Here is a 14731-nt window from a genome sequence, read left to right as displayed (position 1 = left end):
ACACCGGCACGACCAAGGCGGAGACCCGGCCGATGTCCGATACACGTCCAGAGCGCAGCGCCCGGCCCGGCCGGCGCCCGAGCCGCCCGCCCGTGCACCAGAAGAGGCCGTCTCGCGCGGGCACGGGCGCGCCGGAAGGCCGCGTCTTCCTCTATGGGCTCCACACCGTGGAACTCGCGCTCGCCAATCCGAAGCGCGTCGTCCACGCCGTCTACGTGACGCGCAACGCCGAGGCGCGCCTGAGGGAGCGCGGCGTCGTGTTCCCCGTGGAGCCCCAGCAGGTCGAGCCGCGCTGGATCGACGCGCGCGTCGGAACCGACGCGGTCCACCAGGGGGTCCTGATCGAGACGGAGACCCTCGCCTCCGACCGGCTTTCCGAGCTCGGCCGGGCGCGGTTGGTGCTCGCACTCGACCAGGTCACGGACCCGCACAACGTGGGCGCCGTGATGCGCTCCGCCGTCGCCCTCGGCGCCGATGCGCTGATGACCACGACCCGCCACAGCCCGGACGAGACCGGCGTCCTCGCCAAGGCGGCGTCCGGCGCCGTCGATCTCCTGACCCACATCGAGGTGGTCAACCTCGCCAAGGCCCTCCACCAGCTCCGCTCCGAGGGCTTCACGGTGATCGGCCTCGACAGCGAGGGTGCGGAGCCCCTGGAAGCCGTCGCGCCCGGGGCCCGGACCGTGCTGGTGCTCGGCTCCGAGGGGAAGGGCCTCCGGCCGGTGACCCGCGAGGCCTGCGACACCCTGGCGCGGCTCGACCTGCCCGGCCCCATTAAGAGCCTCAACGTCTCCAACGCCGCCGTGCTGGCGCTCTACCTCGTCGGACGCCGGCGCGGCTGACCGCGCCCGGCCGTCGCGTCCGGTCACCCGCGCGGCCCGTCGGGATGCGCCGCCGGGTCCCGCTCGACCACCGCCGCGAAGCAGCCGCGGCGGGCGAAGTGCACGTGCAGGACATCGACCGCCTCGCGGCCGAGCCAGGCCGGCGCGAGCGCCGCGAGCTCCGTCCCCTCCACGACCTCGGCGTCGACGATCAGGCCCGCGCGGTCGTAGGCCCGGACCGACAGGAGCCGCCGCGCGATCGCCGCCGGCACCGTCCCGCGCGCCAGCGCCGCCCCGAGCTCGAGCCCTCGCCGCCGCACGTAGATGGGCCCCCGCGCCCCGTAGGGGCTGCGGGTCGGCTGGTGCGTATAGTTGAGGAGCACGAGCTCCTCGCCGACCTCCGCGTCGGCGAGCGTGATCCGGCACGGAAACGAATCCGGCGCATCCGCGACGACCCGCAGGGCTCCAGCCGCGGCGAGTTCCCCGTCGCTCATCGCGAACACCGGGGCGAAGCCGTCGGGGGCGAGCCCGCGGATGCGGAACGGGACGGCTTCGGCAGTCGACGACATGGCTTCTCTCCTCGCTCGCGGCGACCCCGGCGGTCACCGTTCCCGAGAAGCATCGAGCCTCCAGCCCCCCGCCCGCCACCCGATTACCGACAGCCCCCGCCGAGGGGTGCACACCCGGCCGCCTTTGTGCTAATCCGACGCCCCGAGCCGGCATAGCTCAGCGGTAGAGCAGCGGTTTTGTAATCGGAGGGCCGGCGCGCTAGAAGACGAGTCGGATCATGCGCTTAAGGCGCGTCGGTCCGGATCGAGTACCGAACGGGCACCGGACGCGGTGCCCCAGTGGGCCGGGTTAGCACAGCGGTAGTGCAGCGGTTTTGTAAACCGAAGGTCGGGGGTTCGATCCCCTCACCCGGCACCAAAAACAGCCCGTTTAACCAGCGGCTCACGAACTTATTCTTTGCCGCTCTCACTACGATCGCTCTTCAGAGAAGGCGCTTAAGCCGAGCGTGCGCGGGCAAAACACACGCGAATAACAGCAAGAAGACGAATAGGAGCCGAACGTATGACTCTGATGTCCAGAGTGGATATGAAGTCAAAATTCTGATTTGTACCGATTAGTTAATCATGTGATACTACTTCGACATGATTGTGAACATCTTCGGCTGGGAAAAGATTAAGGTCAACAATCGCCTTATGAGCAGCTGTTGGATCGTCGGCGAAGAAGGCCACAGCAAGATCTTGACCAGCTCGTGAACAGCAGACATAGAGAAGCCGGCGAGTGCGATCAAGCGTCGTCTCCTTACCTTCGCGCACATTAGCTTCATCGGTATCCGATGGAGGGGTAATTCCAAAGAGCTTCCCGTATGAGAATTGATTATGCCGCCCCTCCTCATCATCAATGATGGTCAACACACGAGCAAACTCCGCTCCCTTGACACCTTGATGTGTCTCAAACGGAGACTGCTCCTCAACGTAGGTTCGGTAGCCCCATAACTCGCTTACCGGAGCGTGAAGAAGCTTTTGCACGGCCGACACGTCTCCTGAATCCGTCGGCGGACCGCCATCATTATATTCCGCCATAGCCGCTACAAGCCGATCATCCAGACGAAACATCCTCGCGTCCGCTATGTGTTTCAAAGCCGTATAGACCAGAGTAGTGGACGTTCTACCGCATGTTTCGGCTAGTGTTTTGCCCTTTGTATCGAGCTCCTTAAGGATTTTCGGAAGCGAATTCGACCGCAGATAGTCTCGTTGTAGCGAAGGCGAATATTTTCTGAAGAGGTTCATTACTTGGAACTGATCGTCCGCTTCGTGCGCTAGCACGAGCGGCATCATCAACTTGAGAAACGGCTGGACCGACCAGTGGGTGCCTTCATCAAAACCGTCTTTAGTAGTTTCTGACGTTTTGTCATGGAAAGCCTCGTAGATCCTCCCGAAGCCAAGGCGACTAGCCGCCATACGATGGGCGATCACGAGTACCTTTACGTCGGCGTCTGGGGCATCACTAAGCCAAAGCGGATCGTCGTTCTTGTCGGCGAGCCACTTCCGAATTGCGGAAAGGCGCTCCTTTCGGTTGTCTTTCGGAACCACGAAAATTCTGGCAGTCCCCTCAACCGGTACTCGCTCATCGCCAACAAGCTTGGACTTGCCACCCGTTTGGACCAGACCGTCGCCGCCCGCTCGAATGTTGTTGATGACCTTGAGAACCGTAATCGGACAGCGAAAATTCTCGGGTTTTTCTATTACCTTCCAGTCGGGAAGCGGTTCTATTGCACCAGCGCCTGTCGTGTAGATCTTCTGCATCGGATCACCAATGAAACCGAGGCAAAACTTCGGTCCGAGGGCTCTTGAAATCGCTTTCAGAGCAGCAACGACGTCCGGGACCGTGTCCTGACTTTCATCGACGAATATGTATGGAAATTTTTGCCCAACGACCTTTGCGATTAGGTGGTGCTTTTGTATCAACTCGGTTGAAAGCTTAATTACGTCATCGTGTCCTAGAACGCCACTAGCGTAATCGCTGCCGACCCCATAATTGAACAGTGCAACAGATTTGATACTCTTCTTTTGTTCGCGGTATCGTTCAACATCTCCTGCCGCTTGGATCCTCGTCTTCGCTTGCGTTCGAGTAGTGAATGCGGCAATCTTCTGTTCCGTGTCTTCGATCTTCTGATCCAAGCGTCTGTCCACCCAAAGCGCGATGTCCGCCTGGAACGGCTTCAAGGCGGTCCACAGAAAGCTATGGATGGTTGAAACGTGGAATAACGGGTCGTTGCCGACATCCCCCCAAATCTCGGCAACCGCGAGTTCGGTGTACGTTATACATGCTATTTTTTGTGAGCGCTGGCGGAGAAGGGAACCACGCGTAACTCGTAGATGGTCGAGCGCCTTGACAATGGACGTCGTCTTTCCCGAGCCTGCGCCCGCGACCATCACGAAGCCTGTAGATGCACCGGCATCGAGGAGTGCTCGAAGTTGGACATCGGCTGGCGTATCCGGCTTGCCTACGCGGCTTGTCATTGAGCTACCTCCACCGCTTTGGGCGCGGAAACAGCTGTTGAAACTGGTGAATCCAGCGTGCCTTCGGCGATAGCCAAATGCGTTGCTAGCCAATCTAGCCCTGACCGAATGTAGGCTGGAACCACCCAACTTGCGTCTGTGCTGGCTAAGAGGCCGAGGGCAAAATTCGTTTTGTTGAAGCTTTCGCCCTTCACCCGCGCATGAATTTTCGCGGCAAGGACGCCTAGAGTCATTGTTCCTGATTTTTTCCAACGTAATCCAACGCTTTGATTCTCCATTTTCTGGCACCACGATAGGTTTTCATATGCGAAAGCTTCTTCAAGGGTGCGGCTCTTGAGCTCGAGGGTGGTAGTTCCCCAAGTTGCCTTGACAGGGCATTGGTAAGTCACCATGACATGAGCTCCACCGTCCTTCGTCGGGGCCTGGACTCGCTCCTCTATTTCAGCCGCAAGCAGGTCTTCGACAGACGTCTTTCCGGGGAGCCATTGTCGCAGCGTTTGGTTCGCGGTCACTGCACCCGGTGTTGTAGCCGGGCACTTTGAACGAGGTCTCGGTTTGGGACTGCCATCTGCTTCTTGTTTTGCGTCGGGTTCGTCCTCCTCATCTTCATCGTCGCTCGACTCCGCAGCATCGGCAGCCTTGACTGCGTCCTCGCCCTCCAACTTCGACGGCACTGGATAAACGCTATCTAAGTCCGTGATGATCAACGTGGGTAGGCCCAAGAACTCAATCAGCCGACGGAAGCGGAAGGCAAAAGCGCCACCGACTTCCAGGATACTTAGGTACGCGGCGCCAAGTTTCTTCGCGCTTTGTGCAATCATAAGCGGGAGTACCAGCCTTTCAACGTTCCCCTCAACCAGAATTGCTGCATCCGCAAAAAACATGTCACAGTGCGTGAGCTTCATATAACGCTCTAGAAAGTCGCGGTCAGGCTCATTCCGGTCATAGAATACAGAGAGATTGAATATATTCGAATTTTGCCTTGAGCCCGTCTCGCTTGATCTTCGGAAGTAACGTATCGGCCTGAATCCTCGCTCGTATAAAATATGGGCCGAATGGGTTGTGATAACGAATTGCGTCGAGTACCCGTCCTTGCCTCGCGGCGGGATCAAGTCTGTAAGTTTGCGCACGAATGCTTGCTGGAGCTGGGCATGCATGTGGGCCTCCGGCTCCTCAATAAAAACCAAATGGATTGGCTGGCGCTTATCTTCCTCGCCTTCTTCGGTCGTGGCCCAGGCCGAATGGAGATCGAGCAGTTCGACGCCCATGTAAATCAGGTTTTTGAAACCCAATCCGTTGTAGTTGTCGGGAAGCATCAGTGCTTCGGCTTCGGCGGTCGCTTCCTCTAGAAGGTAGTGAACCTTCGTCTGGTGGTCTCCCATCAGCCTTTCAATTTTAAGTGCTGCGCGAATTTCTAGTGAGGGGTTAGCAAGTCCCGGATACCCGAGCTTCCGGAGCGATCTGAAGGTATCACTGAAAACGTCTGAGAAGTGCTTGGTAAGTTGATCCTCGGATAGAGCAAGAGCCCTTAATGCGTTATGATCATCGTCACGCTTCTTCTGCTTGCGAGTGTAGAAGCGACTTAGCCGCCGAGATAGATCTTCGGTCCGCGACTGTGCATTACCGTCGCTCAAATGGCGCTGTGCGCTAAGGAAATCAACCTTGATGAGCGAGTTGATGATCGAGTGCCCCGATCGCTCGGTATCGCCAACAATCTCCTTTGGCATATGCACCACTCCGGTCGCCCCCGGATTGAGTTCCGCTTCGTCCAGAATGAAGTAGCGAAGCACATATTCGTTTTTTAGTTCCCGTGACAGGTAATCCCGCATGTTGCGCGGCCATGGGCTATAGTCCTGTCCATCTTTCGCCTTCGTCTGAGCGAACTTCGAGGCATCGGCGGCCTTGCCTCTATATCTGGCAAGTGTCTGGGCAGCATCTTTAGCAGCGAATTCAATCCTCAGGCCGACGAGTGACCCTTCCCAAGCCGCACGCGGAAGAAGCTCTACGACGCGATACAAGTTGTCGGCATCGACGGCGATCCAAACGTCTAGCGAAATGTGCGGAAGTCGGAAATCCGCTGCGTCTGCGCTGTCGGATGGCATCTTCTCAAACGCCGTCCAGCAATCCGCACAAAAATCGTGGATCGTGAACTTCTCTTTGGAGCCGGAGAGGAAAAGTTCTATCGCATGTGTGGCGGACGTCTTTCCACTATTGTTTGCGCCGACAAAGATTGTCAATTCTTCTGAAAAGTCTATCCGTGCATCTTTCAAGCGCCGAAAATTCTTGAAGGCTACGGAATGGACGTGCATGCGTTAGCCCTCCCACATGGTATCGTACGACTTCAGTCGCTTATCGCTTAAGCTGCATCTTAAGCACAAATCTACCTGCGGTAAAGGCTGATCATGTTACCTGTGCCGTCACTGGAATTGGACGGGTCACGCGCTCTGCCTATGCGCATCGGTCGAACTGCATAATGCCGAGTTTTCGCTCGGGCGACGAAGAGGCTACCTTTTTTCTAAGGGCAGTCGTGCGCGGTCCTCTTCGGTGACGGCCGTCGCCAGCAGCTCGGCGGCGACCCGCTTGAGGAACTGCCGGTGCCGGCCGTCTGGCGCGAAGGAGGCTCCGAGCATGTGGTCGCCGACGACCCGCTGGGCCTCGCGGCCGTAGTAGCGGAGGTACTCTCGGGCGGCGCGACGGACGTCCTCGTCGGTCGGCTCCTTACGGCGGTCCCACCGCTCCATCGCCAGGATCAGCAGGCCGCCGACGATCCCGGCCACGTACCAGGTGGCCAGGGCCTTGTAGAGCCAGAGGACGGCGGCGTGGAAGGTCTCCATGGCTGTCGACTATAGTCGACAGAACCGAATCGCGCAGCCGAACTTTGTGACGATGAGTCCGTGGACGCTCAGTCCACAGCTTCGTCCCATACCGGCATGGCGGACTATCGGCGAATCCTAGCGGAGAACGTGAAGGCGGCGAGGGACCTCCTCGACCTGTCGCAGGAGGCGCTCGCCGACGAGGCGAAGATCGACCGGACCTACATCTCCGGCATAGAGCGGGGGAAGCGGAACCCGTCGGTCGACCTGCTCGCCCGGCTCGCCGAGGCCCTGAAGACCACGCCCGCGGCGCTGCTCACCCCTAGGGATTGATCAGTCGGTGATGCGCCTCCGCCTGCGCGGCACAGCATCCCCGCGCCGCCGCATCCGGCTGGCGTACCACCGCACCGACTTCTCACTTGCCCGCGCCCCCTCGATCCGCCGGTTCACCTCTGCCGCGACCGCCGTGTACGTCCAGTCCGGATGCTCGGCGATCAGCGCCTCGGCCATGGCCCCGATGCCCCGGCCCCGGCCCGATCCGGCGGCCCGTGGCGGCCTCGAGGCGCTCGGGCCTGACGTCGCCGAGCCGAAGATCGTCGAAGGCCTCGGCGGCCACCGGAACTGGCCCGGATCGAGCTCGTACTTGGCGACGAGCTCCTCCGCCTTCTCGAGCGCGGCGGCGGCCTCGCCGGCGGTGCAGCCGTTCGCCACCGTCTTCGACAGAAGCGCCTCGACGCGCCGCCTGACGAGCGGCAGCTCCTTCGCATGGGCCATGGCCCGGTCCTCCTTCGGCGGGATGCCGATGGAGACCAGCGTGCCGCGATCCGAGGGGTCCGCGAGCGGAGAATTCTTCGGATTGAGGGGGCTCGCGGCGGCTCCGGACCGCGACACGATGGAGGGAGATCGGACCCGAAGGAGACCGCCGATGGCCCTGCCGAAGACCTGCTACGCCGTGATCGCGACCGGCCACGACACGCCGATCGACGACCTCCGCGACCGCCTGCGCGCCCTGCTCGGCGAGCCGAAGGTGCTCCGGCTCCTCTCCTACGCGGCGCGGCCTTCCGGCATCGTTACGCACGACGTCGCGGAGGTGCGGTTCGTCACCGACGCGGACGAAGACCGGCTCGCCCTGATCGAGGCCGCCGAGCTCGAGGACTGATCAGTCCGGCAGCACCCGTGCGCCGCGGACGGCCGCGAGGCCGTCGAGCACCGCGAGCCGGACGAAGTCGGCCGGCGCCTGGCGCGAGTGACCGTCGTTGAGCGCGCCGATGTGCGGCGCGTTGTTCGTGATGTGGATCTCGGCGTTCCGGCTCAAGTCGAATGCCTCGATGGTCGGCAATCCGGCCTCCACGGTCGCGGCGGCGGTCGCCTCCGCCGTCGAGCCCGCCTTACCCGGTACCCTCGCGGGGAACAGCCCCTCGAACGCCCGATCGAGCTCGGGCGTCCAATTCGAGCGGGCATAGCCGGTGTCGACTGGCGTCGCATCGACCACGGAGCGAAGGACGGCCCCGGCGCAGTCCTTGACCGCCCGCTCGACGTTGCCCTCGACCTCGACCGCGATGCGGTCGAGCCGCTTTGCGAGCTCGTCAAGTCCGGCCATGGCCAGCCTCCCCGGCGCTGCTGGCGATGCGCCAGACGATGTAGCGCTCGACGATCTCCAGCAGGACCGGGTCGTCGGAGAGGTCCGGCCAGCGGTCGTCGGACGGCCAGGGGTCGCGCTGCCACTCGAAGCCGTCGCGGCTGAGACGGAGCGGATGGACCGGCACCTTGCGGTAGCCGAGCCGGGCGAGCGCCTGCTCGCAGGCCTTCTGCCGCGCGCCGACGCAGGCGACCCTGGCGCCGTGCAGCATCAGCCAGAGCTCGGACGGCGTCGTCGCGAGGACGCCGGCCAGGAGCTCCCGCAGGATGTCGTCGGTGATGGCGGCCATGGTCAGACCCCCTTGAGGAACGAGCCGCCGCGGTCGAGCCGCGGCCAGACGGTGCCGGTCCTCGACCCGACCGGCCGGCCCGAGACGAAGGCGGCTGGGGCAGCGGTGAGGTCGACGGCGGTCCAGCCGAGCAGCGCGTTCGGCTCGCCGAGCAGCACCTCGGCGTCGATGCGGGCGGCGGTGGCGGTGGCGCCCACGGCGACGGCGAAGTTCAGCTGGTCGGCGCGGCGCTGGTCCTCGCGGGCGGGAAAGAAGGCGTAGGTCGGCATGTTGTCACTCCTCTTCAGTGTCGGGGATTTCGCCTGCGTCCAGCGCGGCGCGGTCGCGGGCGCGGAGCGCGAGGCCGACGCGGTCGGCGGGCCGGCCGGTCTCGAACTCGCGGTCGTCGAGGAGGGCGCGCTGCGCGAGCTCGCCGACCTCCATGATCGCGGCCTGCACCGCCCGGTGCTCCTCGCCTATAAGGTGGTCCGCCAACTCGTGCGGCGAGAACGGCCGCTCGCGGTGGGGCATCTGGCCGACGCGGGAGGCAAGGACGGCGCCAAGCTCCCGGTCCTTGGTGGACACGGCGAGCGCCGCGAGGCTCGCGAGCTCGACCTGGCCGGCGTGCTCGAGCTGACCGATCAGGCGCGAGCGCCGCTCGCTGCCGAGCGAGTCGCGCATCAGCATCTGCATGGGGCTGGCGTAGTGGGCGGCGGCGTCCTCGGCCTGTCGGCGGAGCGCGTCGAGTTCGCGCAGCCGCGCCGTTCGGGCGTCGAGGCTGGCGCGCTTCAGCTCGGCGCGGAGCCCGCCGAGGGCGCGGCCGAGGATCATCGACTGTTGGGATGGGGAGAGGTCGTGCAGGTTGGCGCGCAGCTCTTCCCGGCGCTTCGCCACCTGCTCGTTCATCTCGGAGAGGCGCTTGGCGCTCTCCTGGTGCAGCTCCCGTGCCCGCGTGAGCGAGGCCTTCAGGTCCGTCACGGACCGCCAGGGCTTCGTCAGGGTGGGCGGGGACTTCTTCTGTGCCATCGGCCGTCTCCTTCGTGGTCGCGCGTCACGCTCGACCAGGTCGGAGGACCTTGGCGCGGGACACAGCCCGCCGTTGAGCGTCCACCCCCATCGGGGTGACCGGACCGGCCCATCGGCCAGCCCGTAGACGCGATCAGGATGCGTCGACGGACGATCGGCGCAGACCAGCAGTCCGCGCCGACCCGTTCGTGACGCTCAGGCGCCGAGCTGCTTCTTCGCCCAATTGCGCCGGTAGGCCTCGGTCATCCCACTCGCGAGAAGGTCGAGGGCGACGTGACCCGGCCCCGTCTCCTCCTGAAGGATCCGAAGCCCAGCCCACACCGTCGCTGCCGCGAGCTGCGCCCGATCGGTGCCGAACCCGTCGAAGCGCCGCAGGTCGTCCTTCGACGGCTTGATGGAGATACCAGTCTTCATGGCTCGTCCCCCTCCGCTCAGGCCGCCTTGAGGCGATCGATGACGGCCGCCTCGATCGCATCTGCACGCCTGTTGGCACGGTTGGCCCTCGCGTTGGCGAGACGGTTCGCCCGCTCCTGCTTGCGCTCTGCGGCCTCCCGCTCGGCGCGCTTCCGAGCGGGGTCGTTGGGATCGACCATGCCGCAGCCCTCCACCATCCACCTGCGCAGGTCGAGACCGATCTCGTTCGCGACCAGCATGGACAGCAGGCGACCGTCTCCGGAGGCGATCCGGAAAGACTCGACGTGTGCGATCACCTCGGCGGCCATGAGGACGCTGTCGAGGGGAAGCTTCTTCACCTCGGCCTCGGTCATCAGGCAGGCGTGGGCGCGGATCGCACGATCGACGTGATCGTCGGTGACGGAGACGACGTTCTGGCTGCGCCAGATGGAAAGATCGAAAGTACTCATTCTCGGTGCTCCTGTTTTGAGAGGATTGGTGCGCACCGAGGGAAAGGATCACTGAGGCGGGGCTGCCTGTAAACTGCTCTGAACAAATAACAATTTTCGTCTAAACGTGGCCATGGCCCAACGTTCCGAAACGAACAATCTGGCCTAGGCCCAATAGCAATTTTATTTCGTGAAGGCGATCTAGGCCGGCTCGTCGTCGCCAGGGTTCGACCGGTGCGGCCGCTGATGCTCGTCCGCCATTGACTCCCAAAGCGAGTCCGGGACAGGCGAGATCGACCAGAACCAAGCGCCGGTCGGACGGCCACGCTGAGCGACGAGCGCCTGAGCGCCGCCCGCCGCCGCGACGGTCAGCGGTGCCGTTGCGGCGAGCGCGCCAGCTAGCGCCTCGGCGGCGATGAGGTCGCGCAGCATGGTCGCGACGATGTCAGTTGATGAGGAGGAGCGCGGCATCGCCCTTCGCCTCCGTCTCTGCGACCAAGTATCGGCCCAGGAGCTCGATCAGGGCCGCCCTGTCGGCCGGCTCCATCCTTGCGATGACACGCGGGTCGAGACCGGCGGGCGCCGTCGCCGCCGAGCCGCCCTCGGCGGTGAAGGCGAGGAAGCCGTTGAGCCGTTCGGGCCACCGAAACTTGAGCAGAACCTCGATCAGCCGGTCCGAAGGCTCCTCGTCGGCCATGGACCGCTCGAATGCCTTCGACAGCACCTGATGGAAGGCGGTGTCCATCGCGGCGCCGTACCTCGCGCCGAAGTCGGTGTCGCGCCTGCGGTGGTCGTGGATGGTCGCGACCGAGACGCCCACGGCCTCGGACGCCATCTTCGGCGAACCGGTCCTCGCGACGATGTCCAAGACTCGCGCCTCTATGGCCGGCGACCAGCGCCGGTCCATGGCGGGGCGGCGCACCGCCCGCTTCTCGTTCGTCCTGTCGGTCATGGCCTGCAGCCCCGCCTCTTGATTGCGTGCTTGCGACGATGTGGCGTGCGGGACGTGCGGGGAGCCATCGAAACGACCTCGCACAAATTTTGGAGTTCAGCCCCACGGACCTGTTCCATCCAGGGGAGGCCGTAGGGCCTGCGGACGCCCCAGGACGCCGCCGCCTCGGCGAATGGAAGTGGGTTGTTTTGCCCCGGACCCCTTGCCGGTGCTCGGGCCGGTGTTTGGGCGGCTCGCCCCAGGCATGCCCTTGCGCCGGCTCGCCTTCTCTCCCTCGACCCTCTGACACGAAATCAGTGGGTCACGAGTTCGGTCCCACGCCGGCGCCGTCGTCCAGGTCTTAGGCGCCCGCCGCCCATGCCCGCCGTCGCCGCGCCGCCGTCGAGCGCCCCGGCGGCCCGGTCCTGGCCCTTGGCCTCTGCCTCCGCCCGGCTGACTGCCTGGGCCTCACGCGCGAGAGCCGCAGGGTCTGCGAGGCGAGCGCCACCGTCGGCCACGCTGTGAGCTGGTCTGACGTGATGCCGACCGACCTCAGGTCGGACGCGCCAGGCTCGTGTGGTCTCGGGGATAGACCGGTAGACCGAGCTTTCGCTTCGTTCGAGTTTTAAAACGCTCGGTCCGTCGCCTCCGACCGGTCCCAACGTCCAAGCGTCTCTCTCTGAAAGAGCCTGATCCTCTGAAACTGAAAAAGTGCCGGTCTACCGGTCTACCTATGGCTTAAGCTGCTGAAATCGCTGCGCTAGTCGGTGGACGAGAGCACTCGTCCACCGACCAGTCCACCGGTCTACCGCCTGGGCGACAGGTCGAGGCTGTCGAGGGTGCGAAACGCCGTGAACGCGTCGATCCGCCCCGCCGCCCCGAGGTCCCGCCAACGGCCGTGGTCGCGCACGGACCAGAGGTGGAACGCCGGCCGACTACCGTCCCCCTTGGTGTAGCGGGTGTGCTCGACGGCGCCGATCTCGCCCTTGAGCACCTTCGTCGCGCGGGCGCGCAGGTTCGAGCGTCCACGCAGCGCCGGCGGCACGGCGTCGACCACGTCGTCCACCCGCACCAGGTCGAAGTCGAAGGGCGGCTCGCCGGCCTCGAAGAGGTCGAGGAGGAAGGCTTCGGCGTCGCCCATGCCGAGACGGCGCATCGCCTCCTTGCCGACCGTGGCCGGCGCCACGCCGAGCGGGTTGAGGGCGACCCGCCGCTCCGCCAGCCAGTGCTTGACGTGGGCCGCGCCGCCCCCGGCGAGGTAGCCGAACAGGCGGCGGTAGTAGTCCTCGTCCCGCTTGGCGGCGGGCGAGAAGACGACGAGCCAGCGCCGGTCGCCGTGCTCGATCGGCAGGGCGTCCTCGTGGTTGGTGAAGCAGAGGAAGTTCAGGCAGTTCGGGATCGAGTAGATGGAGCAGTTCTTCTCCTCGATCCTGAGCGTCGGGTCGGTGATCGCCGGCTTCAGCCGGTTCGCCACCTCCCGCCGCCCGAGCGTCATCAGCTCCTCGATGACGGCGAGCTGCGCGCCCTCCATCCAGGCCGTCCAGCGCGACGTGACCTCGTCGTTCGACGGCCTGACCGTGTTGCGGCTGCCGACGATCCGCTCCATCAGGTTGCCGATCCAGCTCTTGCCGGTCCCCTGCGTCCCGCGGACCAGCAGGGCGAAGTGGATCTTGTCGGCGGGGCGCTGGACGAGCAGGGCGAGGTAGTCGAGCACGTGGGCGCGCTCGGACTCGTCGGGGAAGAGGTAGGCCATGTGGTCGAGGAAGACCGACACGTCGCCGGGCACCGCCTCCACGCCGGACTTCCGCCAGATGTTGTAGCGGCCGCCGTCCTCGCCGTCCGGGAACTCGTCCGCCTCGGGCAGGTAGACGAGAGCCTCGAACTTGCGCATCGGCAGGTTCCCCTTCCAGATCGCGCCGAGCACGTCGCCGTCCGGCTTGAGGTTGGCGAAGACCGACTTCCACTGCTCGGTGCGGTACTTGCGCGTGTCCGAGCGCCGGACGAACTGGTAGGGCTCGACCACCCAGACCCAGTCGTTCCAGACCGCCATCGACCGCCTCTTCGGCGGCTCGGCCTCGATGTCGGCCGGGAAGTCCTCCTCGGGTGCCGACCGCCCGAGCGCCTCGGTCGCCTCCTGCCGCCTCTCCTTCGGCAGGGCGGCGATCAGCGTCCTTGCGGTGATCGCGCCCGGCTTCGTCTCGAGCGAGTTCCAGCGGGTGCGGATCTTCTCGCCGTGGTCGGCGTAGGCAGGGTCCGACGTCGACCAGGCGACAAATTCTTCGACGCCGTTCCCGCCGGTCGCCGCGTGGCAGGCCATCATCAGCTCCCGCCACTTCAGCTCTTCGCGGTAGTCCTCCACGGTGACGAGAGCGAGCCAGTCGGCGAGCAGCTCGGGCGCGATCTCGGCAGCGTCGACCGTGCTCGGCCTCGGCGCCTTCCGGATCGCGTCCAGGAGAGCCGTGGTCGCTTCGGGCGCTTCGGACAACGACAGTGCCAGCGGATCGCCGTCGAGGCCGTACGGCCGACCGGTGTCGGGGTGGATCGAACCGGCGGCGACGACCTGGCGGCCGAGCGACTTGAACTCCACGCCGGCATAGCCGTCGAGACCGTCGACCACGGCCACGTCGGCGGGCTTCCGATAGTAGTGGTGCCAGCCGCCCCCTCCGGTCCTGACGAACGGGGCGTCAGGCAGACGGAAATCCTTCTTGAGGCGGGCGAACGGATCGTCGCCGGTGACGCAGTGCCGGGGGTCGACGTCGACGACCAGGTCGGTGTCGCGCAGGCGAACACCGACATTGGCGCTTGCCTTCAGGCGAGACTTCGCCCTTGCGAGCGACAGGGGAGCGGCACGCCGCCACCCCCGCTCGACCGGCCGCTTGCCGTCGAGCGGGATCAGGTCGTGACCGGCAGAGGCGTGGGCGTTCAGGGCGTCGGGGTCGTGCTTCGACGGCGTGTCGAGGAGCGCCGGGGCGGTATCCTCATGTCCGTCGAAGTCGAACTCGACGCTCTTCTCCAGGCACCTCGCGGGCGCGCCGATCCCCTCGGCGCGCCCGTCTTCATTGTGGCTGAGGGCGCTCATCGGCCGCCCTCCCCGAGCACGAAGCCGTCGAGGTCGTCGCGGTGGTAGCGGACGATCTTGTCGTGGATCACGCGGTAGCGCGGTCCCTGCCCCCGCGCCCGCCAGGAGCGGAGCGTTCCGGGCGAGCAGGAGAGGTAGGCGGCGGCCGCCTCGGTGTCGAGCCAGGGGCTCGTGACGGCGCGGGCGGCGGTGTCGCCCCGCGCGTCGTGCTTCGGCGCATCGTTCATCGTATCGACCTCCATGCGGCCGGCGGCTTCGCCGCGGGCCGGTTCAGACCAGGGTT

The 14731-nt window shown here is 64.9% G+C and carries 18 protein-coding genes and 1 tRNA gene; 4 read left to right on the top strand and 15 right to left on the bottom strand.

Going from position 1 to position 14731, the window contains the following annotated elements; all coding sequences use genetic code 11:
• Positions 1 to 32: 32 nt before the first annotated feature.
• Positions 33 to 842: a TrmH family RNA methyltransferase gene (locus WBG79_RS23065; protein ID WP_337359591.1), complete on the top strand. Its 810-nt coding sequence runs from the start codon at positions 33 to 35 to the stop codon at positions 840 to 842.
• 23 nt (positions 843 to 865) lie between these two features.
• Here WBG79_RS23065 and WBG79_RS23060 read toward each other — a convergent pair whose 3' ends face one another.
• The gene (locus tag WBG79_RS23060; RefSeq protein ID WP_337359590.1) at positions 866 to 1390 is read right to left on the bottom strand and encodes a DUF1203 domain-containing protein; all 525 of its coding nucleotides are present in this window, start codon (positions 1388 to 1390) and stop codon (positions 866 to 868) included.
• Positions 1391 to 1673: 283 nt separating this feature from the next.
• Here WBG79_RS23060 and WBG79_RS23055 point away from each other — a divergent pair.
• Positions 1674 to 1748 (top strand) — tRNA-Thr (locus tag WBG79_RS23055).
• 200 nt (positions 1749 to 1948) lie between these two features.
• Here the strand turns inward: WBG79_RS23055 and WBG79_RS23050 are convergent.
• The 3 genes from WBG79_RS23050 to WBG79_RS23040 all read right to left on the bottom strand — a co-directional run bounded on the left by WBG79_RS23050 (position 1949) and on the right by WBG79_RS23040 (position 6684).
• Positions 1949 to 3850, bottom strand: a complete 1902-nt coding sequence (locus tag WBG79_RS23050; protein WP_337359589.1) for a UvrD-helicase domain-containing protein — start codon at positions 3848 to 3850, stop codon at positions 1949 to 1951.
• The gene (locus WBG79_RS23045) at positions 3847 to 6159 is read right to left on the bottom strand and encodes an ATP-dependent nuclease (protein WP_337359588.1); all 2313 of its coding nucleotides are present in this window, start codon (positions 6157 to 6159) and stop codon (positions 3847 to 3849) included. Before WBG79_RS23045 ends, WBG79_RS23050 begins: the two co-directional genes overlap by 4 nt.
• Positions 6160 to 6354: 195 nt before the next feature.
• Positions 6355 to 6684: a hypothetical protein gene (locus tag WBG79_RS23040; protein WP_337359587.1), complete on the bottom strand. Its 330-nt coding sequence runs from the start codon at positions 6682 to 6684 to the stop codon at positions 6355 to 6357.
• 60 nt (positions 6685 to 6744) lie between these two features.
• On the opposite strand from WBG79_RS23040, the gene WBG79_RS23035 reads away from it, so the two are divergent.
• On the top strand, positions 6745 to 6996 hold the full coding sequence (locus WBG79_RS23035; protein ID WP_337359586.1) for a helix-turn-helix domain-containing protein: 252 nt from the start codon (positions 6745 to 6747) through the stop codon (positions 6994 to 6996).
• Here WBG79_RS23035 and WBG79_RS23030 read toward each other — a convergent pair whose 3' ends face one another.
• Entirely contained in the window at positions 6997 to 7554 is a 558-nt protein-coding gene (locus tag WBG79_RS23030; RefSeq protein ID WP_337359585.1) for a DUF2786 domain-containing protein, read from the bottom strand.
• Positions 7555 to 7588: 34 nt separating this feature from the next.
• Between WBG79_RS23030 and WBG79_RS23025 the strand changes: the two genes are divergently transcribed.
• Positions 7589 to 7822: a hypothetical protein gene (locus WBG79_RS23025; RefSeq protein ID WP_337359584.1), complete on the top strand. Its 234-nt coding sequence runs from the start codon at positions 7589 to 7591 to the stop codon at positions 7820 to 7822.
• On the opposite strand, the gene WBG79_RS23020 is transcribed toward WBG79_RS23025, so the two are convergent.
• The 10 genes from WBG79_RS23020 to WBG79_RS22975 form a co-directional block, all read right to left on the bottom strand.
• Positions 7823 to 8263, bottom strand: coding sequence for an HK97 gp10 family phage protein (locus WBG79_RS23020; RefSeq protein ID WP_337359583.1), 441 nt, complete (start codon positions 8261 to 8263; stop codon positions 7823 to 7825).
• Entirely contained in the window at positions 8250 to 8591 is a 342-nt protein-coding gene (locus WBG79_RS23015) for a hypothetical protein (protein ID WP_337359582.1), read from the bottom strand. Before WBG79_RS23015 ends, WBG79_RS23020 begins: the two co-directional genes overlap by 14 nt.
• 2 nt (positions 8592 to 8593) lie before the next feature.
• A complete protein-coding gene (locus tag WBG79_RS23010; RefSeq protein ID WP_337359581.1) occupies positions 8594 to 8860 on the bottom strand; it encodes a hypothetical protein in 267 nt (88 codons plus the stop codon).
• Between the two features lie 4 nt (positions 8861 to 8864).
• A complete protein-coding gene (locus tag WBG79_RS23005) occupies positions 8865 to 9596 on the bottom strand; it encodes a hypothetical protein (RefSeq protein ID WP_337359580.1) in 732 nt (243 codons plus the stop codon).
• 195 nt (positions 9597 to 9791) lie between these two features.
• A complete protein-coding gene (locus tag WBG79_RS23000) occupies positions 9792 to 10010 on the bottom strand; it encodes a hypothetical protein (protein WP_337359579.1) in 219 nt (72 codons plus the stop codon).
• A gap of 17 nt (positions 10011 to 10027) precedes the next feature.
• Positions 10028 to 10459, bottom strand: coding sequence for a hypothetical protein (locus tag WBG79_RS22995; RefSeq protein ID WP_337359578.1), 432 nt, complete (start codon positions 10457 to 10459; stop codon positions 10028 to 10030).
• Between the two features lie 180 nt (positions 10460 to 10639).
• Positions 10640 to 10909, bottom strand: a complete 270-nt coding sequence (locus WBG79_RS22990; protein ID WP_337359577.1) for a hypothetical protein — start codon at positions 10907 to 10909, stop codon at positions 10640 to 10642.
• Positions 10884 to 11390 carry a hypothetical protein gene (locus tag WBG79_RS22985; RefSeq protein ID WP_337359576.1) on the bottom strand — a complete coding sequence of 169 codons (507 nt, stop codon included), beginning with the start codon at positions 11388 to 11390 and terminating at the stop codon, positions 10884 to 10886. The genes WBG79_RS22990 and WBG79_RS22985 overlap by 26 nt, the downstream gene beginning before the upstream one ends.
• Before the next feature lie 784 nt (positions 11391 to 12174).
• Positions 12175 to 14448, bottom strand: a complete 2274-nt coding sequence (locus tag WBG79_RS22980; protein ID WP_337359575.1) for a DUF5906 domain-containing protein — start codon at positions 14446 to 14448, stop codon at positions 12175 to 12177.
• On the bottom strand, positions 14445 to 14675 hold the full coding sequence (locus tag WBG79_RS22975) for a helix-turn-helix transcriptional regulator (protein ID WP_337359574.1): 231 nt from the start codon (positions 14673 to 14675) through the stop codon (positions 14445 to 14447). The genes WBG79_RS22980 and WBG79_RS22975 overlap by 4 nt, the downstream gene beginning before the upstream one ends.
• Positions 14676 to 14731 lie beyond the last annotated feature (56 nt).

It is taken from the genome of Prosthecomicrobium sp. N25 (genome assembly GCF_037203705.1).
GTDB lineage: Bacteria > Pseudomonadota > Alphaproteobacteria > Rhizobiales > Ancalomicrobiaceae > Prosthecodimorpha.
Note: the sequence above shows the minus strand (reverse complement) of the source record. Positions and strands in the feature narration are given on the sequence as shown.